This window comes from Actinomadura meyerae (assembly GCF_900188445.1).
Taxonomy (GTDB): Bacteria; Actinomycetota; Actinomycetes; order Streptosporangiales; family Streptosporangiaceae; genus Spirillospora; species Spirillospora meyerae.
On sequence record NZ_FZOR01000028.1, the window covers coordinates 1 to 22812 of the forward strand.

Here is a 22812-nt window from a genome sequence, read left to right on the forward strand (position 1 = left end):
GTCAGGCCGCCGCGCCGGTCCGCCGTCCAGGTGGGCGCCGTGTCGTGCCGCCGCACGGTCCAGCCGTCGAGCTGTGGTGTGTCCATCGGGGGTCCCTCCCGAAGTTGGTGATGTGGCGGTCACGCTACGCGGCCTCGCCACACCTGTACACCTCTTAGGACATCCTGCCACTCCGGGCCACCCCTAATGAGCATTAGCGCACGTCAAATACCGTTTACGGCATGGCGTACGAGTTCCTGGGGCCGGAACCGATCTACCGACAGATCGCCGGCATCCTGCGCTCCCGCATCGCTGATGGCACCTACCGGCCCGGCTACGCCATCCCGTCCACGTCGGCACTGTGCGAGGAGTTCGGCGTCACCCACCGGACCGTGCGCGCCGCTACCGCCATCCTGGTTGACGAGGGTCTCCTCGTCGGCGCTGTCGGCCGCGGGATGTTCGTCGCCCGGCCAGAGGACCGCCCGGCCGCCGGCGACGAGCAGGAGTGACCCGGCAACCCGCGTTGCCGCTCCGGCAAAGCCGCAGGTCAGACCACCTGAGTTGTGCTCATCCATACGCAGGTCGACGGACCAGGCAGAGCCCGGCGCGTTCCGGCTCGGGCACGCGGGCCAACTCGCGCGCCTGTCGCTCAGACGTGGGGGCCGGGAGGCCGTCGACCGTTACCGTGGTAACGGTCTGAGGGGCGGGGAGCCCGGCTGAAACCATGGTTTCAGCGAGGTCGGCCGCGCGAACGAGGCTCGTTGCGTACTGCTGCGTGAACCCCCACCGCTCCCGGCAGTAGTCCTCGAAGGTGTCGAACTCGGCCCGGTGCGCCTCCCTTTCAGGGGGTCGCAGACACGCGAACGCCCCCGCCGCGAGGACGGGGGCGTGGTTACATTTGTAACCGTCGCGGCTACTTCACCGCCCGCAGCGGGCGCTGGCGCTGAGGCTCCCGGACGGCCTCACCGAGCAGGTCCGCGAGGATCGCCGACAGACGCTCGATGCGGACTTCGGCGCGCTCCAGTCGCTCGATCAGGTCGGCGTCGCCGGTCCCCAAAATTGTGGGGACGCCTGCCGTCTGCTGGCCGCTCACGCGCCGCCCCGCTCGATCTCGACCACCAGGTCGTAGCAGCGGCAGAGCGCGGCGTGCGCGTGCTCAGCGGCCCGCAGGATCATGTCCTCGTCGGCGGTCGGGCACGCGGCCGACACGGCGCGCAGGCCGTCGACGGTCGCGTGGACGGCGCCGGTGATCCGCTCGTCGCGGGCGTCGCGGAACTCCCGCTCGATCTCGTCGGCGAGGCGGCCGGCCCGGCGCGCGATGTCCAGCCGCCGCGCCATGTCGCGCACGCCCGCGGGCTCTCCGTTCGGCCACGTCGCCGACTTCCCGGCGGTCGCGTCGTCGGGGGTGTCCACTGAACACTCCCCCTGCTCGTCGTCGTCCTGGGCGCGGTAGGCGCGGATCGCGGCGACCTCGGCCGTGACGCCGTACTTGGCGGCCAGCCGGTCGAGCGCCGCCGCGCTCTCCTCCGGGGTGACGGGCTGCTCGTCGGGGGTGGGGTCGGTAGGCTTGTTGCCCATGGCAGGAGGCCCTTCCTGTCTAGGCCCCGGCCGGTGCGCTACCACCGCGTCCGGGGCCGCCCTGTTTGCAAGCATGATGCCTGCTAGACCACAGTTTGTGGATAGCCACACGATAAGTCCGACTAGACCAGAACGCAAGAGGTCGGGCACCATTTGTGGATAGCCACACGGGAGGTGCTCATGGCGGACGACCGCCACAAGGACAAGGTCCGCGGCATCCGGATGCCTGACGGGCGGTGGGAAGCGGTAAAGGACAAGGCCAAGCGCGACGGGACCTCGGCGAACGAAGTCGTGAACGATGCCGTCGAGAAGGAGTTGCGGCGCGACGCCCGCAAGCGCAAGAAGGACTAGGGGCCAACCTCGCAGGTCACCAGGGGAGTGGCATGTAGCAACGCGTGTAGCAACGCGGCGAGGTTCGCGAGAGTCCCGTGAGGTTCACTGACGGACGTTCCCGCAGGTCACAGACTTGCACGAACCTCGGCGAACCTCTCGCCTAGGGCTACGGATCAGAAGGTTAGGGGTTCGAATCCCTTCGGGTGCGCCCAGGTCAAAGCCCCCTTGCGATCTTCCGCAAGGGGGCTTTTGCTAACGGTCTTGCTAACAGGGCATCTGATCTAGGCGGCGTCCTCCACTCGCTTGGCGAAGATCTCGGCTGCCTCCACGAGCTGCTGATTGACGACGTGTGCGTAGACCCGGAGCGTGATGGACGGGTCAGCGTGGCCGAGTCGAGCGGCCACGACGTGGACGGGGACGCCCGCCAGGAGGAGAGTCGTTGCGTGGATGTGGCGGAGGTCGTGGAGCCGAGCGTGCGCAGGGGGTTCGGCCGGTGACGTCCCGTCCTTGGGTGCGTTGTGGAGCTTGATCAGGGACGTCATGAGGGATGAGACGGTGTCGGGGTGGACGGGTTCGCCCCATCCGGTGGCGAAGACGTAGCCGTCGGTTTCTTTGTCGGCGCCCTTCCAGGACTTGCCGAGCTTGAGCTTGTCGCCGAGTTGGCGCCTGCGGTGTGCCTTGAGGACGTCGACCGTCCCGGCATCGGGGCTGACCGTGCGGGACCGGCCGCTCTTGGTCGTGCCTTCGATGCGCTCGCCGGCGATGAACGAGGCCGAGCCCTTGATATGCACGGTTGCGCCGTCGAGGTCGACATCACGCCACCGCAGGTGAAGCAGTTCCCCGCGCCGAGCACCGGAGTACGCGGCCAGGTGGTAGAAGGCGGAGAGCCGGTGAGTCTCGGCGACCTTGAGGAAGGCCCGCAGCATCGCAGGCGTCCAGATCTCACCGGGTTCGGCAGGGCGCATCCGAGGCCGCTTAGCGCGCTCGACCGGGTTGGACGGTATGACCTGGTCGACCAGCACGGCGTCACCGAACGCCTTACGAAGCACCGCGTGGACGTAGGCGACCGTCCGAGGCGAGAGCCCGGTGCCGCGCCGTCCGCCGGGGCAACCGCGCCCGGCTCTGCGCGCCGGGCATGCGGCCTGTTCCGTCCGGTCCCGCCGCGCAGCCCGGCCGAGGCCGCCCCTAGTACGACCTGTCGTTGTCGTACTAGGGGGCCCTCCGGTCTGCCTCAGACTTCGCTGCTGTCCGACATCGTGACGACGACCTTGTCCCGGTCGACCGACCTGATCGAGAACAACGGGCTGGTGGCGGTCTGGACTTCACTGGCATCCGTCCGGACCATGAGCGGGGTGCCCTCGATTTCAAACGTGATCTGGTCGGTCTCCTCGTTGACCTGCACCAGCACGAACTCGGTGCCGAGAACCACAGCGCGAGACTTGCCCTCACCGCGTTCGAAGGTCACCGTGCAGGGAGACTTCTCGCCTCCCCAAAGTTTGCGTGCGCAGTCGATGTCGGCGTCCGTGGTCGCGCCACCGCAACCAGCCGCACCCAGGACGAGCGAGAGACCCGTCAATGCCAGTACACGTCGAAGCCCGGCCCATGGAGAGGTCACAAGGAGCAAGTCTCGTCATCGTCGATCGCTCACGTCAATCGGCGGATGCCGAGTCCGGCCGATCCCAGGTCACGAAACGATGGTGCAGCCCGTTCTCCGACTCCTGCCAGGGCCCGACGGAGTCCGGTGCGCGACCCACGTCCGGCGCGTGGGTGTCCCCGTCGAACACCTCCCGGATCTCGGTGACGACGATCCGATTCGCGAACGGTAGCGCCGCCTCGTACACACCCGCGCCACCGATCACCCACAGGTCTCCGGACACCGCATCGGTGCTCACGGGGATCAAGCCAGGGGTTGGACGTGCCCGAAGCGGGGGCTTCGCAGCCTGCTTCGCAGCCCCCAGCCCCCCGCGAGCCGGAGCACTCATTCGCGCGAATCTGTCTGTCGCACCGTCTCGCCGTTCGCGCGAATGAGCACTCCGGACCGTGGTGAAGGTGCGCGGGGGAGTGCTAACGCGAGTGCTAACAACGACCCCGGACGATCTTGGACGGGTGTGGAACCGGGGGCCGACTAGGAGGGCTCCACAGCAGGTCAGAGCCCCCTTGCGGTCGTGCAAGGGGGCTTTTGCGTGCCCATGGGGGTCACGAGCGCCGATCACGCCCCGCAGAGGGCGCCTGCGTCGGCGTCAGCGAGGCTCCCGAGTGCTGCCGCAGCTCATGGGGATGCCAGTGCCCGAGGCCCGCCCGCTCACTCGCTTGCGAAGATCAGCCCGTGAGGCTGCCACAACGACGGGCAGGACGGCCCCGAGGATGCAGGCGAGCCTGCGGCGGCTGCCTACTCGCAAGAGGTGGTGCGGGACCTCGGTTCAGGCCGAGGTGCTGACTCCCACCGCCCAGACGGCGGCGATCGCCAGCAACATGACGATCATGGAGGTCACGATCCAGGTCATTGTGCCCCCGCCCACTTTCGTGGTCGGGTCCTCGACCCATCGGTAGTAATCGCGGGTGATCTGCCGTCGGATCGGGGCGAGCATCACCGGGAACATGATCATGACTGCCACGTACAGGTACAGAGTCTCGGCCAGTGTGTGGCTCTGGGCGAGACCTCGCGCGCCGACCGCGATGATGCCGATGGCCGGGAGCCAGAACTGCTTCCTCCGGTACTCCGGTATCTGGATGATCCACTGCATGGCGCCGAGATTGACGAGGGTGGCCCCCACCGCGATCAGTACCCATGCGCCGGTGGGCAGCGACAAGAACACAGGAAGCCCCTTTCAAGCCTGAACCCCATGAGCCTCAACACTCATAGGGTTCCGGCCAGTATGCCGACGAGCAGTGGCCCCCGATCGATGGCGCCCGCCGGGTTGCACCTCTGCGATGCGATGCTCTGGCTCCGCAGCCCCGCACCAGGCATCTCACGTCAGGCACCTCCCGTGTCACGCACGTCCTGAGCACCGGGTGCCATGCAAATCATGCGGGCGTGACCGGCCGTTCTTGGCCGTTCCCATACCTCGATGAGCCCTTCGCTGGCACAATCCCAAGACCTCCGGGCGATCGGGAGTGGGTATGGTCTGGGCCATTGTCGAGCGGTTCACCGGCGTAGTCTTTCTGCTCGTCGTCCTGCCGGACTACCTCAAGGGACGCCACCTGGCCCGCCACGGAGTACGCACTCGTGCCGAGGTCGGCGCGATGTATGAGCGGTACTCCCTCCGGCGGCGCGGGACGCTGCGGAAGTACGACTTGACCTTCACCACCGCCGACGGCACCAGCATCACGATCCGCCATGAACCCGACCGCGTCCTGGAGGGAGGCTGGGAGCCCATCGTCTACGACCCCAAGCACCCCAAGGATCTCCTCCTGGCCTCCGAGGTTCCCCCTAATCCCATCTACGTCTACGGCGGCATCGCCTGCACCATTTTCTTCGCGGTCTTCCCTCCGTCCGTGTTCGCGACTCTGGGGTGACCGCGATGGCCGACCTGCGGCGGCGTCCTTGAGTCGGCTGTGTGTCTAGAGGGCTCAGCATCGGACTGCTTGTGTCAGAAGCCTCATCTGGAAGGCCGCCGCGACCGATCCGGCCATCGATCCCGATGACCCGAAGAACGCCTGGGGCGAGCTGGTCACGGATCTCTGAGCGCCTGGCTCACGTGGAGAGGTACTCGTGGATGGAGCGGACGGCGGTGGCGCCCTCGCCCACCGCTGAGGCGACCCGCTTGATCGAGCCTCTCCGGATGTCTCCCGCCGCGAAGACGCCGGGGAGGCTCGTCTCCAGGGGGATGGGGTCGCGGTCGAGGGGCCAGAGGTCGCGGGCCTCCTCGTAGATCTCGCGGCCGGTGAGGACGTAGCCGCGGTCGTCGGTGGCGAGGGCGTCCGGGAGCCACCGGGTGTGGGGTTCGCCTCCGATCATGATGAAGAGCGCGGACGCTGGGACCTGTTCGGTGGTGCCCGCCGCCCGGTCGGCGAGGGTCAGGCGTTCCAGGCGGCCGCGGCCGTCGCAGCCGACGACCTCGGTGCGGGTGCGGACGATGATGTTCGGGGTCGTTTCGATGGCGCGCAGCAGGTAGGCCGACGCCGACTTCGCCAGGCTGTCGCCCCGGACGACCAGGGTGACCGTGCGGGCGTGCTTGGCGAGGTGCAGTGCGCCCTGGCCCGCGGAGTTGGCGGCGCCCACGATGAAGACGTCCTGGTCCCGCATCGCGCGGCTCTCGCCGACGGCCATGCCGTAGAAGACGCCGGCGCCGGTGAGGGCGTCCAGGCCGGGGACGTTCAGCCGCCGCCAGTCGACGCCGGTGGCGATCAGCACGGCGCGGGCGCTGACTTCGGAGCCGTCCGCCAGGCGGACGATCCGGTGGTCGCCGTGGTGTTCGAGGCCGACGGCCTGCTGGGCGAAGACGATGTGGGCGCCCATCAGCCATGCCTGCTCGCAGGTCCGCTCCATGAGGTACCCGCCGGAGACGCCGTGCGGGAAGCCCGGATAGTTCCTGATCATGGGGCTGGTTCCGGCCTGCCCGCCGGAGAAGGCCCGTTCCAGCAGGAGGGTGTCGAGGCCCTCGGACGCGGCGTACACCGCCGCCGTCAGGCCCGCCGCACCGGCTCCGACTATGGCGACGTCGCAGGCGTCCAGGTCGTTGGTGACGTTGACTCCGATCGCGGACGCGAGGTCGGGGAGTTGCGGGTCCACGAAGGTCCTGCCGTCGTAGCGGATCACCACGGGTAGCCGGGACGCTTCCAGTTCCGCTTCCCGCAGCAGGCCCCGGCCCGGTTCCTCTTCGGGCGGGTAGACGAGGCAGGGCAGGCCGAAGCTCGCCATCAGGGCGCGGAGGTGGCGGACGCGGGGGTCGTCTGCGCGGCCGACGACGCGGAACAGTTCGAAGGCCGGCTCCCGCTCCTCCGTCCACGAGGACAGGAACTCGCTCACCGCGCGGTGCATCGATTCGTCGTTCGTCCAGGGCCGTACGAGGTGGAAGTCGGCGTGGCCGAGAGCGATCGCCTGGACGGCCGGGCTGGTCGAGGTGTAGTCGCGGTCCACCATGAGGACGCGTTTGGCGGTGGGGTACCGTTCGTGGGCCTGGGACAGGATGTCGCCGCAGGCGTCGTCCACCAGGAGGAGGGCGACCTCTTGCCCCTCCCGTGCAGCTTCCTCCAGCGCGGTGCGTGCTTCCTCGGCCGAACCCGCGCCCTTGAGGGTGAACACGGCGCCCAGTCGGCGCGTCAGGTCGGCGAGCAGGACGCGCCGTGAGCCCGGGTCGTGGTCCACCACGAGGATGACCGGTGCCGTCATCTCTACCAGCGTAATGACTGGTCCAGAGCCGGTTCTCGGGCTCGGGCGCCATCAGCGGCGCACGGGCGTCCCCTTTGTCGGGTCTTGGGCCCGGTACGGGCCTCCGGTGGTCAGCGGGGGTGGGATCCGCCGCTCGGGAGGAGGTGGGTGAACATCGGGCGGCCGACGCCCAGCAGGGTGCGGCCCATCATGCCGTTGATGAGGCTGGCGGCCGAGGCGTACCAGGCGCAGACGGCGGTGAGGACGCCGATGTAGCCGCCGATCTTGATCGTGGTCTCGCTGCCGGCGAAGTTCCCGATGAACAGGATGATCTCGGTGGCCTCCAGGGCGACGAACACCGCCAGGACGGCCTGGTTGACCTGCGTGGCCCACAGCATCATGTAGGTGTTGAAGATCGCGAAGGCCAGCAGGATCCAGCCGAGGTCGTTGGTCTGCTGGTCCGGGGTTGCGCCGCCGGCGAGGAGGACGGCGTACAGCCCGAGGCCGAGCCAGAAGCCCCCGTACGAGCCGAAGAACGTCGCGCCGAACACGTTCCTGTTACGGAACTCCCACATGCCCGCCAGGATCAGGACGAGCCCGCCGTAGCTGAGGGCGTAGCCGAGCCAGGCGTCGGTGCCGTTGGTCCAGTCGGCGTTCTGGGCGGACAGCAGGAACAAGGTCACGGCGAAGGCCGCGAGGCCCAGGGGTGCGGGATCGGCGATCCCCGCCGGTGAATGCGGGGTGCGCTCGTGCTCGACGTTGGTCATGGTGCCTCCTCGGCGGACGTCGGGGAAGGCCGCACCGTCGGGAACGGGACCGGCGTCGCCCCATCGTGATCCGACCTCACCGTCAGGCGCGGTTCGGACGGCGTCAGATGCGTCCTGAAGTGCGGAGACCGTTATCTGGGAGCGGTCCCCGTTTCGGATGATAACTTCCCTCAAGCCGCCCGGTCAGGGCCCCGTTTTCAGGTTATATCCGACCTATCGCCACATACGTATGCGCCCAAAGTCGAATTGTCGGGATGTGGCGGTGTGCAGAAGCTTCTGAGGTGGCTTTCTTGGTGGCTCGCTGCCCTTCTCATGGCGGCGAAATGCCCCTCGGTCGAGGCGATCTTTGCCTCGGCCGAGGGGCATTGGAGTTGGTCGTGCTAATAATCGACAAGATGTCGAAAAGGCGTGACCTGGACGGATGGACGGTCAGTCGACGACGGCGTCGCTGTAGGTCGGCGGGTCGCCCAGCATGGCGCGGTGGGAGCGGGGCGAGCTGCCGTCGGTGTCGACGACGCCCAGTTCCGCACCGAGTTCGGCGCCGATGAGCACCTGGCCCGTCCAGCGCATCCGGTCGGGGTGCCGGGCGAGAGCGTCGATCACCCGTCCGCTGAACTCGGGGGTCTCCGCGCCCGCGGCGAACGACTGGTAGCGGTCCGGGACGCCCTCGAAGAGCGCCTTGTTCCGTTCGGTCTTGAGCAGGCCCATCCAGAGGGAGATGGCGGCGACGTTGTGGGGCTTGAAGTCCACGGCCATGTCGTGGGCCATCTTGTCCACGGCGGCCTTGCCGGCGCCGTAGGCGGGGCCGTGCATGTAGCAGCGGCCGCCGAAGGAAGAAGTGTTGACGACGAGCCCGCCATCGTCCTTGATGAGCAGCGGAGCGGCGTAGTAGCTCGCCACGTAGGCCGACCGCATCCCCACGTCGAACATGCTCTGGAGCGCCAGCGGCTTCTCCCAGAAGGGGCCCTTGCTGGCCAGCCCGTCGGGGATGGTGAACGCGTTGTTGACGAGGACGTCCAGCGTGCCCGACTCCCGCTCGACCTGCTTGAACAGGGCCTCGACCTGGGCGTCGTCGGAGTGGTCGCAGATCACCGGGACGCCGGTGCCGCCCCGCGCGGTGATCTCCTCGGCGGTGGCGAGCACCGTGCCCGGCAGGTCGGACTCGGTGCGCGTCCGCCCGGTCACGTAGACCGTCGCGCCGGTCTCCCCGAGCGCCAGCGCGATTCCCTTCCCGGCGCCGCGGCTCGCTCCGGTGACGACCGCGACGCGGTTCTCCGTCAGACCCATTCGTTCCTCCCCGCCGCGAGGAATTCCAGCATCGCCGCGGTCGTCTCGCCGGACTTCTCCATCTGCATCATGTGCCCGGCTCGTTTGATCATCCGGACCGCGCGCAGGTCGTCGTAGTGGTCGCCGAGATGGTCCAGCGGGTCGCGGCCGTGCCACGCCTCCAGGTCGACGTCCTGCTCGCTTCCGATGAAATAGAAGGGGACGGGGTTCTTCTTCCGTCCGGCATAGGGCTTCCGGTACTCCCAGGAAAGGTCCATGGCCCGGTACCAGTTCAGCCCGCCGGCGAAGCCGCTGCGGCTGTAGTCGGCGACGTAGAACTCCAGTTCCGTTTCCGACAGCCATGGCCAGGGGAGGGGCGGCGTCTCCGGAAGGGCGTCGATATAGGTCGTCCCGGGCGGCTTCCGCCAGACGTCGAGGTAGTGGTAGTCGCTGGAGAGCGCGTAAAAAAGCTTGCGCAGGAATTCGCGGGGCGCGGCGTCGAGGTCCCGGGCGGCGGCACCGGGGTCGGCGGTGAAGTAGTGGATGTGGTTGAAGTGCCTGCGGCCCTGCCGCGCGGCGATCTCCAGCGGCGGCTCGTCCGACGGCGTGATGAACGGGTTCTCCAGCCCGATGATCGCCGCGATGCGCTCGGGGTGGTGGTAGGCGAGGTCGTAGGCGGCGTAGAGGCCGAAGTCGAGGCCGCTGAACACCGCCTTCTCCGCGCCGAGGTGGTCGAGGAGGCCGGTCACGTCGGCGACGACCCGGTCCGGGACGTACTCGCGGTGGTCGGACGGCCCGCTGGTCTGCCCCATGCCGCGCATGTCGGGCGCGACGACGCGGAACCCCGCGTCGGCGATCGGGCCGATCTGGTGCCGCCAGCTGAACCAGGTGTGCGGGAAGCCGTGCAGCAGGACGACGAGCGGTCCGGTGCCCTGTTCGACGTAGTGGACGTCGAGGCCGTTGATCTTCGCGTACCGATGACTCCAGCCGGCCATGCTGCGGTTCCTTTGGCTCCGGGGCGGGACGGACCCCTGCGGGACGGACCCTCCGACGACCGACTGTGCTGGACGCCACCGCCCCCGACACCCGGATGTCCCGCTCAGTGGGAGCGCGGGCCGTCCGGCATGGGCAGCGTGACGCGGACGGTCGTGCCGGCGCCGGGCGCGGAGCGGAGTTCGGCGCGCCCGCCGTGCGCGGCGGCGATGGCGGCGACGATGGGGAGGCCGAGGCCGGTCCCGGACGTCCCGCGGCCCGCGCGGTGGAAGCGTTCGAAGGCGCGGGCGGCGTCCTCCGCCGACATGCCCGGCCCCTCGTCCGCCACCTCGATCAGGCCCGGGGCCAGGCGGACGGTCGTGGGCGTCCCAGGGGGTGTGTGGGCGCGGACGTTGGCCAGGAGGTTCGCCAGTACCTGCCGTATGCGCGCCTCGTCCACGGTCGCGACCAGGGTTTCCGGGGCGTCGAGCGTGATGGGACGGTCGGGTTCGGCGGCGGTCGCGTCCGCCACGGCGTCCCGCGCCAGGGCCGCGAGGTCGGCCGGGACGGGCTGGAGGGACGCGTCGCGGTCCAGCCTGGCCAGCTCCAGCAGGTCGGTGACCAGGTCGTTCATGCGGCGGGCCTCGCCCTCGATGCGGCGCATCGCGTCCGGCAGCTCGTCGGGGCCGAGGGCGCCGTGCCGGTACAGCTCCGCGTAGCCCTGGATGGTGGTCAGCGGGGTGCGCAGCTCGTGGGACGCGTCGGCGGCGAACTCGCGGACCCGGGCCTCGGACCGGCTGCGCGCCCAGAACGCCTGCTCGATCCGCTCCAGCATGACGTTGATCGCGGCGGCGAGCCGGGCGGTCTCGGTGCGGTCGCCGGGGCCCGGCATGCGGGCCCGCAGGTCGCCGCCAACGGTGATGGCGTGCGCCGTGGCGGCCATCCGGTCGAGCGGCAGCAGGCCGCGGCCGATGAGCCACCGGCCGAGCACGATCAGCGCGGCGAGCAGCAGCGCGGCCGTCGCGACCTCCGACAGCACCAGGTTCCGCACCGCCGAGTGGATCTCGGCGAGCGGCGCCGCGACCACGACGATGCCGTTGCGCCACGGCCGCGCGACGGCCCGCAGCCCCGGCAGCGAGAACGGTTCGAGGTCGCGGGCGCGGGCGGCCAGCTCGTCCATGCCGAGCTTCTCGATCGCGGTCACGGCCGACGCCGGGTCCGGGGCGTCGCCGCTGAGGACCCGCACCTGCCCCGGCGGCCGGACGGCCAGCACCACGAACTGCGCGGGAGCCGCCCCCTCCCCGGGCAGGCCGGGGCGCAGCAGCCGGGTGACGGCGCGGTCGCGGGTGGACTGGAGCTGCTCGTCCACCCGGTGCATCAGGTAGCCGTTCAGGACGAGCGCGCTCACCGCGCCCATGATCGCGAGCCCGGCCGTCGTGACGGCGAGGAGGCCGGTGAGCAGCCGGGCGTTGAGCGTCATGGCCGCAGCGAGTAGCCGATGCCGCGCCGGGTGTGGATCAGCGGCCCGCCGAGCGGGTCGAGCTTGCGGCGCAGGTAGCTGATGTAGGTCTCGACGACCTGCGGGTTGCCGTGGTCCCAGCCCCACACGCCGGCGAGGAGCTGCCCGCGCGACAGGACGGCGCCCGCGTTGCGCATCAGGTAGGCGAGCAGGCGGAACTCGGTCGGCGACAGGTCGACGTCGACGCCGCCGCGGCGGACCGTCCACTGCTCCTCGTCGAGTTCGAGGTCGGCCACCCGCAGGACGGTGCCCGTGTCGGCGGGGGCGGCGGCGGGCGGGGCCGTCCGGCGCAGGACGGCCCGCACCCGCGCGATCAGCGCCTCGATCGAGAACGGCTTGGTGACGTAGTCGTCGCCGCCGAGGGTGAGGCCGGTGACGGTGTCGGACGGCGTGTCCTTCGCGGTCAGAAAGATCACCGGGACCTGGTCGCCGTCCGCGCGGAGCCGCCGGCACACCTCGAAGCCGTCGGTGCCGGGGAGCATGACGTCCAGCAGCACGAGGTCGGGACGCTCCCGGCGGGCCGCGCGCAGCGCCTCCTCGCCGGTGGCGGCGGTGGCGGTCGCGAAGCCGTGGAAGCGCAGCGCGACCTCGATGAGGTCGCGGATGTTGGCCTCGTCGTCCACGACGAGCACCCGCCGGCTCTCGCTCATCGCCCCCTCATTCGCTTCGCTCGCGGACGGACCCTTCGTCCGAAGGTACCGCCCGCCGCCCGCGGCGCTAGCGGTGCCGGGGGACGCGGATCAGGCGGGCGGTGCGGGTGTTCCCCGAGCGTTCGCCGGCGACGAGCACCTCGTCTCCGGCGGCCAGGGACTTGAGCTCGGCCTTCTCGCGGTCCTTGCGGACGCGCGTGTCGCCGTTGGCCGCCCACGTCCAGGAGACGCCGTCCTCGCTCTTGACGGTGACCCCGGTGGACGACACCGACGTGATCTTGCCGTGCTGCCAGGCCGTGACGCGGAAGCCGTCCTTGCCCTTGACGGTGGCCTCGCCGTGGACGCCGCGGAAGCCGCGCGCCTGCCGGAACGGGCGGCCTTCACCGGGGCGCCGCATGCCGGGGTGCCGCATGCCGGGGCGAGCCGGGTGCGCGCTGGGCGACGCGCTGGGGGAGGCGGACGGCGCGGGATCGGCGGCGAAGGCCGGGGCCGCGACGTACAGGCCGAGCCCGAGGAGGCCGGCGGCGCCGGCTCCGGCCGCGATGCTCATGGGTTTCATGAGGCCATGCAATCGGGGCCGCCTGGCAGTAGACCTCCGGGCAACCTGGGAGAAACCTGAGAGTTCACCGAATGCCGTTCAGCATGTCGCCGATCAGGTGGACGGCCTGCTCGCGGGCCCGCTCCGGGTCGTCCGCGTCCGCGATGGACAGGGCCAGCTCGGTGAGTGCGCCGTAGAAGGCGGCCGAGGCGAGGCCGACGCGGTGCCGGCCCGCCGCGCCGAGGAGCGCGTCGAGGCCGTCGGTCAGCAGGGTGCCGAGGTAGCGCTGGTCGAGCTCGCGCCACCGCCGCCAGCCGAGCGCGATGGGGCCCTGGAGCAGCACGATCTCGCGGTACTCGGGGTCCGAGCAGATCTCCAGGAACGCCCGGATCCCGGCGGAGGCCCGCTCCCACGCGTCGTCGCCGCCGGTCGCGGCCATGGCGGCGGTGATGCGGTCGGCGGCCTGGGCCTCCAGGTCCTCGAAGACGGCCTCGAACAGGCCCTGCTTGCCGGCGAAGTGGTGGTAGAGGGCGCCGCGGGTGAGGCCGGCGGCGCGGACGAGCTCCTCGGCGGAGACGGCGGCGAAGCCGCGCTCGGCGAAGAACCGGCGGCCGGTGCCGAGCAGCGCGGCGCGCGTGCTCTCGACGTACCGCTCGCGCCGGGTCTTGACAGGCTCCATGCGGCATGTATAACACATGCAAGATGTATGTCAGATGCGTCATGCATGGGAGCGGACATGGCGGACATCGTGGTGATCGGGGCCGGTGTGGCGGGGCTCGTCGCCGCGCGCGACCTCGTCCGGGACGGGCATGACGTCGCCGTCCTGGAGGCCCGCGACCGGGTCGGCGGGCGGCTGCTCAACGGCGAGCTGCCCGGCGGGGAACCGATCGAGGTCGGCGGCCAGTGGGTCGGGCCGGGCCAGGACAGGGTCCTCGCCCTACTCCGCGACCTCGGCCTGCCCACCTACCCGACGTACGACGAGGGGCGGCACATCGCCGAACTCGGCAGGACGCGCGGCGAGTACACCGGCCGCATCCCCCGGCTGTCGCCGCTGACGCTCGCCGACATCGCGCAGGCCCAGTTGCGGGTCGCCCGCCTGGTGCGCGGCATCCCGGCGGACGAGCCCTGGGCGGCCCGGCGCGCGGCGACGCTGGACGGGCAGACCTTCGAGACGTGGATCCGCCGGAACATGCGCACGAGCGGGGGCCGTGCGTTCATGCGGCTGATCACGCAGGCGGTCTTCTCGGCCGAGCCGGGCGACATGTCGGCGCTGTGGGCGGGCTTCTACATGGCGTCCGCCGGAGGGCTCGACCCGCTGATCGACACGACCGGCGGCGCCCAGCAGGACCGGGTCTCCGGCGGCTCGCAGCGGATCGCCCTCGCGCTGGCGGACGAACTGGGCGACCGCGTCGCGCTCGACTCCCCGGTGACGGCGGTCGAGTGGACGGACGGCTCGGTCCGCGTCCGCGCGGCGGGCCGCGAGATCCGGGCCCGCCGCGCGATCATCGCGGTGCCGCCGCCGCTCGCCGCCCGCATCGCCTTCAGCCCCGGCCTGCCGGGCGACCGCGACCAGCTCGTCCAGCGCATGCCGATGGGGCGGGTCATCAAGGTGAACGTCGCCTACGACGAGCCGTTCTGGCGCGCGGACGGGTTCAGCGGCCAGGTCACCAGCGACCGCCGTCCGTTCGGCATCACGTTCGACAACACGCCGGAGGGCGGGGCGCCGGGCGTCCTCGTCGGCTTCCTCGAAGGGCGGCACGCCGACATCGCCGCCCGGCTGCCCGCCGGGGAGCGCCGCGCCCAGGTCATCGCCGACCTCGCCGCCTACTTCGGCCCGCGCGCCCGCGACCCGATCGCCTACATCGAACGGGACTGGGCGGAGGAGGAGTACTCCCGGGGCTGCTACGGCGCGTTCGCCACCCCCGGCACCCTGACCCGCTACGGCCCGTCCCTGCGCCGCCCGGTCGGGCCCCTGCACTGGGCGGGCACGGAGACGGCCACCCGCTGGGCCGGCTACATCGACGGCGCCGTCGAATCGGGCCACCGCGCCGCCCGCGAAGCCGCCGCCTGAGCGCAGGCGGACCTACTCGGGCGGACCTACTCAGGTGGACCCGCTCGGGTGGACCCGCTCGGGTGGGCCTACTCGGGTGCGGCGAGGGTCTCCAGGACCTGCTCGCCGTACTTGGCGAGCTTGTTCTCGCCGACGCCGTTCACCCGGCCCAGTTCGGCGAGGGAGGACGGCAGCGCGGTGGCGATCTCGCGCAGGGTGGCGTCGTGGAAGATGACGTAGGCGGGGACGCCCTGCTCCTTCGCCGTCGCGGCGCGCCAGGCGCGGAGGCGTTCGAAGACCGGCACGGCCTCCTCGGGCAGGTCGATCGGGGCCTTCGCGGCCTTGGCGGTCTTCGCCGCCTTCGTCGCGGCGCGTTCGGGTTCGCGGCGCATCATCACCTTGCGCTCGCCGCGCAGGACGTCGCCGCTGGCGTCGGTCTGGACGAGGGTGCCGTGGTCGCTCTCGACGGCGACCAGGCCCTGCGCGAGGAGCTGCCGGATCACGCCGCGCCACTCGGCCTCGCGCAGGTCGGCGCCGACGCCGAAGGGCTTCAGCGAGTCGTGGTCGAACTGGATGACCTTGGCGCTCTTCTTGCCGAGCAGGATGTCGATGATGTGGCCGGCGCCGAACTTCTGGCGCCGCTCGCGGTCGAGGCGCACGATCACCGACAGGACCTTCTGGGCGGCGACGGTCGCGTCCCAGGTCTCGGGCGGGTTCAGGCAGGTGTCGCAGTTGCCGCAGGGCTCGCCGGACTGGCCGAAGTAGTCGAGCAGCCGGACGCGGCGGCACTCGACCGTCTCGCAGAGGGCGAGCATGGCGTCGAGGTGCTGGGCCTGCCGGCGCCGGTGGGCGGCGTCGCCCTCGCCGCCGTCGATCATCTTGCGCAGGTTCACGACGTCCTGGAGGCCGTAGGCGAGCCACGCGGTGGACGGCAGGCCGTCGCGCCCGGCGCGGCCGGTCTCCTGGTAGTAGCCCTCGACGGACTTCGGCAGGTCGAGGTGGGCGACGAAGCGGACGTCGGGCTTGTCGATGCCCATGCCGAACGCGATCGTCGCGACGATGACGAGGCCGTCCTCGCGCAGGAAGCGCGCCTGGTTCGCGGCGCGGGTCCGCGCGTCGAGGCCCGCGTGGTACGGCAGGGCCTCGATGCCGTTCTCGGTGAGGAACGCGGCGTGCTTCTCGACCGAGTTGCGGGACAGGCAGTAGACGATGCCCGCGTCGCCCTTGTGCTCGGTCTGGAGGAGGCGCAGGAGCTGCCGCTTGGCGTCGGTCTTCGGCTCGATCCGGTACTGGATGTTCGGGCGGTCGAAGCTGGCGACGAAGTGCCGGGCGTCCTCCAGCCGGAGCCGGGCCGCGATCTCCCGGCGGGTGGCCTCGGTCGCGGTGGCGGTGAGGGCGATGCGCGGGACGTCGGGCCAGCGCTCGTGCAGGCCGGACAGCATCAGGTAGTCGGGCCGGAAGTCGTGCCCCCACTGCGACACGCAGTGCGCCTCGTCGATCGCGAAGAGCGAGACGTCGCCGCGGTCGAGGAGCTCGACGGTGGCGCCGAGGCGCAGCCGCTCGGGCGCCAGGTACAGCAGGTCGAGCTCGCCCGCGGCGAACTCGGCCTCGACGACGCGGCGCTCGTCGATGTCCTGGGTGGAGTTCAGGAAGCCCGCCCGGACGCCGGCGGTGCGCAGCGCGTCCACCTGGTCCTGCATGAGGGCGATGAGCGGAGAGATCACGACGCCGGTGCCCTTCCGGACCAGCGCGGGGATCTGGTAGCACAGCGACTTCCCGCCGCCGGTCGGCATCAGGACGAGCGCGTCACCGCCGCCCACGACATGGTCGATGATCTCCCGCTGGCCGTCCCGGAACGCGTCGTAGCCGAACACGCGCCGCAGCGTCTCGAGCGTCTCCGGGATCTCGGGAGGAGTCATCCGGCCATACTATGAACCGCCGCCGACACCCGCTGCCCGAACCGCTACCTGTGGATAACGGCTACTTGTGGATGGCCTCCAGCAGGTCGGGGGTGACCTCGTCCAGGTCGGACGCGACGTGCGCGGCGAGGGCCAGGGCGTCCTCGGCGACCGGGTGCGCGGGGCGCGGGAGCGCGACGACCGTCATCCCGGCGGCGTGGGCCGAGCGGATCCCGTTGCTGGAGTCCTCGATGGCGGCGCAGTTCTCCGGCGGGACGTCCAGCCGGGCGGCGACGGTGAGGTAGCCGTCGGGCTCGGGCTTGCCGTTCTCGACCTCCTCGGTCGACAGGGTCGTGCGGAACTGGCCCTCGACGCCGAGCTTTCCCAGCACAAGGTCGATCAGCGCGCGCGGGGCCGAACTGGCGAGGCCCAGCGGACGGTACTGGGCGAGCCTGCGGACGGCCTCCTCGGCGCCAGGCAGCAGTGGCAGCCCCTCGTCGTAACGCTGGGACATCTGGTCGATCACCTCGTAGGCGACCTCCTCGGCGGTGACGCCGTCCACCAGGTCGGTGGCGATGTAGGACGCCCACTCCTCGGTGCTCATGCCCATCAGCCGCTCCTGGGTGTCGGGCAGCCAGCGCCCGCCGTGCGCGTCGACGTAGCCGCGGCGCACCTCCTCCCACAGCGGCTCCGAGTCGATCAGGACCCCGTCCAGGTCGAACACGATGGCCTGCAAGGGCATGGCTCCTCCACGGGGATCTCGTCGCGATGACACGTCCACTACCCGGTACGGTTCCGCGGAACCCCGGCGCTCCCGAGGGTGGGCGTAACGGATTTATGCCGCGAATGCGACATGGTCCCGTTTCAATCTGGCATCGTGGTGATCCTCCGTCCCCCTCCGGAGTCACTGCAGAGGAGATCTGCTCATGGTGTTCATCGGTTTTCTCCTGGTCGCGGCCGCCATCGGCGTCGGTGCCGGCGTCGTCCTGGACAACACCGACGCGGCCGACCTCACCGTCTTCGGCCAGAGCGTGCCCGGCGTGAGCAGCCAATGGCAGGTGTTCCTGGCCGGCGCGGGCGTGGCCATCGTCTTCTTCATGGGCATGATGCTCACCTGCAGCGGCGTGGCCCGCCGCATCCGCGACCGCCGGGACCTGCGCGACCTGCGCGAGGAGCACCAGGAGTCGCTGACCACGCTGGAGATGGAGAAGCGCCGCCTGGAGCGCGAGCTCGCCCAGGTCCGGCAGGGCGGCGGCCGGCGCGGCGCGCGGGGGGCGCAGGCCCCGCAGGCCCCGCAGGCCCCGCAGCCGCCGCACCCCGCGGGGCCCGAGCCCGCCGCCACCGCGCCCGGCGGCGTCCGCGTCGCGGGCGGCCGGCCGCGCATCCGCGCCACCTCCCCGTTCTTCGAGCGGAACGACTGAGGACGCGCTAATACCTGGTGATGACCGGGCCGCCCGCCCGAATCGTCACCGGGAGGGATGCCGTGCGCGGCACGTCCCGGGGATGATCGTGGTGTGCGAATCCTCTTCAAGGTGGGCATCACCGCGGTCGCCCTGTGGGCCGCCACGGTCCTGATCACCGGCATCTCGCTCGGCGACCAGACGACCGGACGGCGCGTCCTCACCCTCGTCGCGGTGGCCGTGATCTTCGGCCTGGTCAACGCCATCCTCAAACCGATCATCAAGACGCTCGGCTGCGCGTTCTACATCCTCACGCTCGGGCTGATCGGCCTCGTCGTGAACGCCCTGCTGCTCCTGCTGACGAGCGAGGTCGCGCAGCGCCTCGACCTGCCCTTCCACGTGGACGGCTTCTGGCCCGCGTTCTGGGGCGCGATCGTCGTCGGCGTGGTCGGCTGGCTGCTGCACCTCTTCGTCCCGGACGACGACGACTAACCCACCGGGGGCCCCTCCGCCGCACCCTCCGTGGCGACCGCGGCGCGCTCGAACGCGCTGAGCGCGGGCCATCCGGGCGGCCCGCCCGCGTACTCGCGGTACTCCGGCGGGCGCGATCCGGGGGCGCCGACCAGCACCCAGCGGCGCGCCCGGACGGCCCCGATGAGGAACTCGGCGTCGGTGAGCGCGCCCGCGTCCGCGGCGATCAGCGCGTCGAACTCCTGGCCGGGCGCGGTGAGCGCGGCGCCGAGCGGCGTCCCCACGACGACGTCGGCGGTGCGGAGCAGGACCTCGCCGTCCGCCGCCCGCGTGCCCTCCAGATAGCCGGTGAGCTGCTCGATCCGGGCCATCGCCCGCCGCTGGTGCGCCGGGACGGCGTCCGGGTCCTCGCGCGGATCGGCGCCGCAGATCTCCGCGACGTTCTGCCGCGTCCGGGCCTCCGCCTGCGCGACCGTCTCCAGGTCGGCGGCGCGGACCGACATCTCCTCGGCGGCCTCCGTGCCGCGCCGGTCGAGCAGCGCCTCCGTCTCCGCCGCCCGCATGTTCGCGGCCTCCGCGTCCCTCCGCGCGCGCGCCGCCGCCGCGAGGGCCGCCTCGCGGGACGTGCGCGCCGCGGTCGCCCGGCCCTCGATCTCCCGCGCGACCTGCTGCGCGGCCCGCGCGCGCACGCCCGCCTCCGTCGCGCGCTCCACGGCCTCCGACGCCCGCCGCGCGTGCTCCTGGTGCTCCGCCCCGGCCTTCTCCCGCTCTCCCGCCAGCCAGGTCAGCTCGGTGCCGAGCCGCTGCTGGGACTCCTGCGCGTGCTTCAGCCGCGCCCCGCCCTCGGACACGAACGACGCCAGCCCCCGGCGCACCCGCTCGGCGTGCTCGGCGACGTCCTTGGCCTCCCGCGCCCGCCTGGCCGCCTCGTCCGCCTCCCTGGCCCGCGCCTTGACCTCGGCGCGCAGGCTCTTCAGGTCGGACGGCGGCGACGCCACATGCAGCTTCTGGGTCAGCGTCATCTTCCGCCGGACCGCCGCCAGCGCCGACTCCGCCGACACCAGCCGGTAGTAGGCGGCATGGCCCTCGGCGGCGGCGTCCGCGTCCGCCGCCGTCAGCCGGTGCGCCTCCTCCGCCGCCGCCGGGAGCGCCTCGCGCGCCCGCGCCAGCTCGTCGGTGAGGGACGCCTCCGCCTGCCGTGCCGCCTGCAACTCGGCCTGCGCCGTCTTCGCCCGCTCGTCCAGTTGCACGCACCGCGCGTAGGACGCCTCGGCCGTGCGCGTCATGGCGGTCGCCTCGTCCGCCGCCTGGTCGGCCTCCGCCTGGAGCCGGTCCGCCTCCGCGCGCGGCTCCACCAGCTCGGCCTCGGCCTCCTGCTGGACGGTTTCGAGCCGCTCCGCCTCGGCCTCGGCCTCCACCGCGGCCTGCTCGGCGTTCACGGCCGCCGCCCGCGCCTCCTCGATGGCGTCCCGCAGCGCGGCCTGCTCGACCTCCAGCTCCTCGGCGCGCCGCAGATTCTCCGCCTCGACGGCCCGCAGCGCCGCCGCGTCGCGGGGCCACTGCTCCAGCCACAGCAGCCCGCGCCGCAGCATCCGGACCTCGGTCTCCCAAGCCTGCCGCCACGCCTCCCCGACCGGCCGCAGCGCCGCCACCCGCACCCGCGACTCCGGCGCGGAGGGCCCTTCCTCCTCCTGCGGGGCGGCGGGCGCGCTTTCGGCGTCCTCGTCCTCGCTCTCGTCCTCGGACGGTGGCCCGGTGTCCACGACGGTCGCGTCGGCGTCCTCGCCCGGTAGCACGGGCAGTGCCTCGACACGGGTGATGTCGGACGCGCTCTCGCCCCGGCCCGGTTCGTCCGGCAGGGAGGGCAACGGTTCCGCCCGGGTGACGGTGGAGGCGCTGTCGGCCTGGCTCGCTTCGTCCGGCTCCGGGGAGAGAGAGGGGAGCGGTTCGGCGCGCGTGGTGGCGGACGCACTGTCGGCGGGCGCGGATGGCCCGCGCAATGGCTTGAACTCGACCGTCCCGTGCGAGCCCGAATCACGCACCGGGGGGTGCACGGCCTCGGGCTCTAGGAGGGGCGGCTGCTCGGGTTCCGCCGCGTCCTCGACGGGCGGCAGGGCCTTGGTCTGGACGGACTGCGCCTCCGCCGTCTCCGGGCGTGTCTCGATCAGCAGCGCGAAGACCTCGGGGTCGTCCTCCAAGGTCCGCAGCAGCCCGGCGGCCTGCTCCGGCGTGGGCGCGATGAGGAGGGCGCGCTCGTCCGCCGCCGTGAGCTCCTTGATCGCCTTGCGCACGGCCGCGGGCTCGCCGCCCGGCTGCACGTGGACGAGGCGCAGCGCCCCGGTCTCCTCCAGCGACGCCGGCGCGACCAGGAAGCGGGCGAGCACCTCCCAGTCACCCGCGAGCTGCCCGTCCCGCAATGCCCGCAATGCTGCGATATGCGGCGCCCAGCCCACGGGAGGGACGTCTTCGGGCACCTCCCTAAGCCCCGCTTCGAGCCGCTCGTAGAACTCGGTCAGCGGGCCGTACACGCTCTCGACCAGCTCGGCGCCGCCCCAGTCGGCCACGTCCGTGCCCAGCGCCGGCGTGGAACCCGCACCGTCGAGCGGCACGGTCTCCAAGGCGGACCGGACGTCCACGTCGGGCTCGTCCTCGGGCTCCTCAGCTTCGTCTTCCGGCTCCTCAGCTTCGTCTTCCGGCGCCTCGGGTTCTTCTTGCGGAGGCTCGGGTTCCTCTTCGGCCGCCTCGGCTTCCTCTTCGGGCGTGGCGTCAGCGTCCTCTACCGGTGCCTCTTCGGCGGGCGGGAGGTCGTCGTCGTCCGTGTCCTCGGACGACGGGTCGTCCGTCTCAAGGTCGGCGGGCGGTGCGTACTCGGCGGTGGGGAGGTCGCTGGGCGGCACATAACCGGGAGACGGTTCGCTGGGGGCGGATGGGTCGGCCGGTGCGTTCGTCGGATGCCGCTCGTCCGGATCGTTGGCCTCTGCCGGCTGTTTCACGACTTCATCCCGTCCCAGATCGACCTTCCGGGGCCCCTTTTCCCCTCCTGCGGAGGACTAACGTCTCACAGGTCAAGGATCAGCGGTGACCCGCCAGGGCGGCGTGATGATCTTCACCGGGGCGGGGGTCGGGGTCGGGATGGACGACGGCGCCCGACAGCCGCGGCAGCGCGTGCAGCAGGCTGTGCTCGGCGTCCACGGCCACCTTGTGGGCCCGGACGACCGTGCAGGCGGCGTCCACGACGACGTCGCACTCGGCGCGCAGGTTGTGGCCGATCCAGCGGAGGCGGACGTCGCCCACGGCGAGGACGCCGGGGGTCGCGGCGAGGGCGGCCTCGGCGCGGTCGACGAGGTCCGGGTCCACGGCGTCCATTAGGCGGCGCCATACTTCGCGGGCCGTCTGCCACAGGACGAACGAGATCGCGCCCGTGATGAGCAGGCCCACCACAGGGTCGGCCCATGGAGCGCCCAGGGCGATGCCTCCAGCCCCCAGGAGGACGGCCAGGGAAGCGAAGCCGTCAGTGCGTGCGTGCAGGCCGTCCGCGACGAGGGCGGCCGAGCCTATGCGGCGCCCCACACGGATGCGGTAGCGGGCCACGATCTCGTTGCCCAGGAAGCCGACCAGGGCCGCGCCGACAACGGCGGGCAGATGGTCCACAGGCTGTGGATGGGCCAGCCGGTCAACGGCCGCGAAGCCCGCGAGGGCACACGACGCGGCGATGGCCAGCACGATGACGACCCCGGCGAGGTCTTCCGCACGCCCGTAGCCGTAGGTGTAGCGGCGCGTGGGCGGGCGCCTGCCGAGCAGGAACGCGATCCCCAGCGGGACGGCCGTCAGCGCGTCCGCCGCGTTGTGGAGGGTGTCGCCCAGCAGCGCCACCGAGCCGGTGAGCGCGACCACCGCCGCTTGGAGGACGGTGGTCGCGCCCAGGCCCGCGAGGGAGATCCACAGGGCGCGCATGCCCTGCGCGCTCGCCTCCATCGCCGAGTCCACCTTGTCGGCCGCCTCGTGGGAGTGCGGACGCAGACCGTGCCCGTGGCCATGCCCGCGCCCGTGACGGTGCCCATGACCGTGACGGTGCCCATG

The 22812-nt window shown here is 71.7% G+C and carries 24 protein-coding genes; 6 read left to right on the top strand and 18 right to left on the bottom strand.

Annotated features, from left to right (window positions below):
• Positions 1-221 precede the first annotated feature (221 nt).
• Positions 222-488 (top strand): GntR family transcriptional regulator, encoded by a 267-nt coding sequence (locus tag CHF16_RS25505; protein WP_089328671.1) that lies wholly within the window; start codon positions 222-224, stop codon positions 486-488.
• Positions 489-892: 404 nt separating this feature from the next.
• Here CHF16_RS25505 and CHF16_RS25510 read toward each other — a convergent pair whose 3' ends face one another.
• Together CHF16_RS25510 and CHF16_RS25515 are read right to left on the bottom strand one after the other, a co-directional pair.
• Positions 893-1072: a hypothetical protein gene (locus CHF16_RS25510; RefSeq protein ID WP_089328672.1), complete on the bottom strand. Its 180-nt coding sequence runs from the start codon at positions 1070-1072 to the stop codon at positions 893-895.
• Entirely contained in the window at positions 1069-1557 is a 489-nt protein-coding gene (locus CHF16_RS25515) for a hypothetical protein (protein WP_089328673.1), read from the bottom strand. Before CHF16_RS25515 ends, CHF16_RS25510 begins: the two co-directional genes overlap by 4 nt.
• Positions 1558-1737: 180 nt before the next feature.
• Between CHF16_RS25515 and CHF16_RS40450 the strand changes: the two genes are divergently transcribed.
• Complete coding sequence (locus CHF16_RS40450; RefSeq protein ID WP_179271696.1) at positions 1738-1908, top strand: hypothetical protein; 171 nt, start codon at positions 1738-1740, stop codon at positions 1906-1908.
• Between the two features lie 263 nt (positions 1909-2171).
• Here CHF16_RS40450 and CHF16_RS25520 read toward each other — a convergent pair whose 3' ends face one another.
• The 4 genes from CHF16_RS25520 to CHF16_RS25535 all read right to left on the bottom strand — a co-directional run bounded on the left by CHF16_RS25520 (position 2172) and on the right by CHF16_RS25535 (position 4706).
• Positions 2172-2912: a tyrosine-type recombinase/integrase gene (locus tag CHF16_RS25520; protein WP_245869207.1), complete on the bottom strand. Its 741-nt coding sequence runs from the start codon at positions 2910-2912 to the stop codon at positions 2172-2174.
• 209 nt (positions 2913-3121) lie between these two features.
• Positions 3122-3355 carry a hypothetical protein gene (locus CHF16_RS25525; protein ID WP_089328675.1) on the bottom strand — a complete coding sequence of 78 codons (234 nt, stop codon included), beginning with the start codon at positions 3353-3355 and terminating at the stop codon, positions 3122-3124.
• A 184-nt stretch (positions 3356-3539) separates the two neighbouring features.
• Positions 3540-3782, bottom strand: a complete 243-nt coding sequence (locus CHF16_RS25530; protein WP_218826830.1) for a dihydrofolate reductase — start codon at positions 3780-3782, stop codon at positions 3540-3542.
• 528 nt (positions 3783-4310) lie between these two features.
• The gene (locus CHF16_RS25535) at positions 4311-4706 is read right to left on the bottom strand and encodes a hypothetical protein (protein ID WP_089328677.1); all 396 of its coding nucleotides are present in this window, start codon (positions 4704-4706) and stop codon (positions 4311-4313) included.
• Positions 4707-5010: 304 nt separating this feature from the next.
• Here CHF16_RS25535 and CHF16_RS25540 point away from each other — a divergent pair, with 304 nt between their 5' ends.
• Positions 5011-5406, top strand: a complete 396-nt coding sequence (locus tag CHF16_RS25540) for a DUF3592 domain-containing protein (protein WP_089328678.1) — start codon at positions 5011-5013, stop codon at positions 5404-5406.
• A gap of 178 nt (positions 5407-5584) precedes the next feature.
• Here CHF16_RS25540 and CHF16_RS25545 read toward each other — a convergent pair whose 3' ends face one another.
• From CHF16_RS25545 to CHF16_RS25580, 8 genes are all read right to left on the bottom strand, one after another.
• Positions 5585-7222 carry an NAD(P)/FAD-dependent oxidoreductase gene (locus tag CHF16_RS25545; protein WP_089328679.1) on the bottom strand — a complete coding sequence of 546 codons (1638 nt, stop codon included), beginning with the start codon at positions 7220-7222 and terminating at the stop codon, positions 5585-5587.
• A gap of 110 nt (positions 7223-7332) precedes the next feature.
• The gene (locus CHF16_RS25550; RefSeq protein ID WP_089328680.1) at positions 7333-7968 is read right to left on the bottom strand and encodes an acetate uptake transporter; all 636 of its coding nucleotides are present in this window, start codon (positions 7966-7968) and stop codon (positions 7333-7335) included.
• 429 nt (positions 7969-8397) lie between these two features.
• A complete protein-coding gene (locus CHF16_RS25555; protein WP_089328681.1) occupies positions 8398-9255 on the bottom strand; it encodes an SDR family NAD(P)-dependent oxidoreductase in 858 nt (285 codons plus the stop codon).
• Complete coding sequence (locus tag CHF16_RS25560; RefSeq protein ID WP_089328682.1) at positions 9246-10229, bottom strand: alpha/beta hydrolase; 984 nt, start codon at positions 10227-10229, stop codon at positions 9246-9248. The genes CHF16_RS25555 and CHF16_RS25560 overlap by 10 nt, the downstream gene beginning before the upstream one ends.
• A 104-nt stretch (positions 10230-10333) precedes the next feature.
• On the bottom strand, positions 10334-11686 hold the full coding sequence (locus CHF16_RS25565) for a sensor histidine kinase (RefSeq protein WP_089328683.1): 1353 nt from the start codon (positions 11684-11686) through the stop codon (positions 10334-10336).
• A complete protein-coding gene (locus CHF16_RS25570) occupies positions 11683-12375 on the bottom strand; it encodes a response regulator transcription factor (protein WP_089328684.1) in 693 nt (230 codons plus the stop codon). Before CHF16_RS25570 ends, CHF16_RS25565 begins: the two co-directional genes overlap by 4 nt.
• Before the next feature lie 67 nt (positions 12376-12442).
• Positions 12443-12934 (bottom strand): DUF5666 domain-containing protein, encoded by a 492-nt coding sequence (locus CHF16_RS25575; RefSeq protein WP_143228114.1) that lies wholly within the window; start codon positions 12932-12934, stop codon positions 12443-12445.
• A 64-nt stretch (positions 12935-12998) separates the two neighbouring features.
• Positions 12999-13592 (bottom strand): TetR/AcrR family transcriptional regulator, encoded by a 594-nt coding sequence (locus tag CHF16_RS25580; protein WP_089328686.1) that lies wholly within the window; start codon positions 13590-13592, stop codon positions 12999-13001.
• 57 nt (positions 13593-13649) lie between these two features.
• Here CHF16_RS25580 and CHF16_RS25585 point away from each other — a divergent pair, with 57 nt between their 5' ends.
• Positions 13650-14984, top strand: coding sequence for a flavin monoamine oxidase family protein (locus tag CHF16_RS25585; protein WP_089328687.1), 1335 nt, complete (start codon positions 13650-13652; stop codon positions 14982-14984).
• Positions 14985-15052: 68 nt separating this feature from the next.
• Here the strand turns inward: CHF16_RS25585 and recQ are convergent, their stop codons facing one another.
• Together recQ and CHF16_RS25595 are read right to left on the bottom strand one after the other, a co-directional pair.
• A complete protein-coding gene (gene recQ, locus CHF16_RS25590) occupies positions 15053-16882 on the bottom strand; it encodes a DNA helicase RecQ (RefSeq protein ID WP_089328688.1) in 1830 nt (609 codons plus the stop codon).
• Between the two features lie 61 nt (positions 16883-16943).
• Positions 16944-17603, bottom strand: a complete 660-nt coding sequence (locus CHF16_RS25595; protein ID WP_089328689.1) for an HAD family hydrolase — start codon at positions 17601-17603, stop codon at positions 16944-16946.
• 184 nt (positions 17604-17787) lie between these two features.
• Between CHF16_RS25595 and CHF16_RS40455 the strand changes: the two genes are divergently transcribed.
• Both CHF16_RS40455 and CHF16_RS25605 read left to right on the top strand, forming a co-directional pair.
• On the top strand, positions 17788-18282 hold the full coding sequence (locus tag CHF16_RS40455) for a hypothetical protein (protein WP_179271697.1): 495 nt from the start codon (positions 17788-17790) through the stop codon (positions 18280-18282).
• Positions 18283-18375: 93 nt separating this feature from the next.
• Entirely contained in the window at positions 18376-18753 is a 378-nt protein-coding gene (locus CHF16_RS25605; RefSeq protein ID WP_089328690.1) for a phage holin family protein, read from the top strand.
• On the opposite strand, the gene CHF16_RS25610 is transcribed toward CHF16_RS25605, so the two are convergent.
• Together CHF16_RS25610 and CHF16_RS25615 are read right to left on the bottom strand one after the other, a co-directional pair.
• Positions 18750-21725: a hypothetical protein gene (locus CHF16_RS25610; RefSeq protein ID WP_143228115.1), complete on the bottom strand. Its 2976-nt coding sequence runs from the start codon at positions 21723-21725 to the stop codon at positions 18750-18752. The two genes, CHF16_RS25605 and CHF16_RS25610, sit on opposite strands and share 4 nt — an antisense overlap.
• Before the next feature lie 79 nt (positions 21726-21804).
• Complete coding sequence (locus CHF16_RS25615; protein ID WP_245869211.1) at positions 21805-22707, bottom strand: cation diffusion facilitator family transporter; 903 nt, start codon at positions 22705-22707, stop codon at positions 21805-21807.
• Positions 22708-22812: the final 105 nt, after the last annotated feature.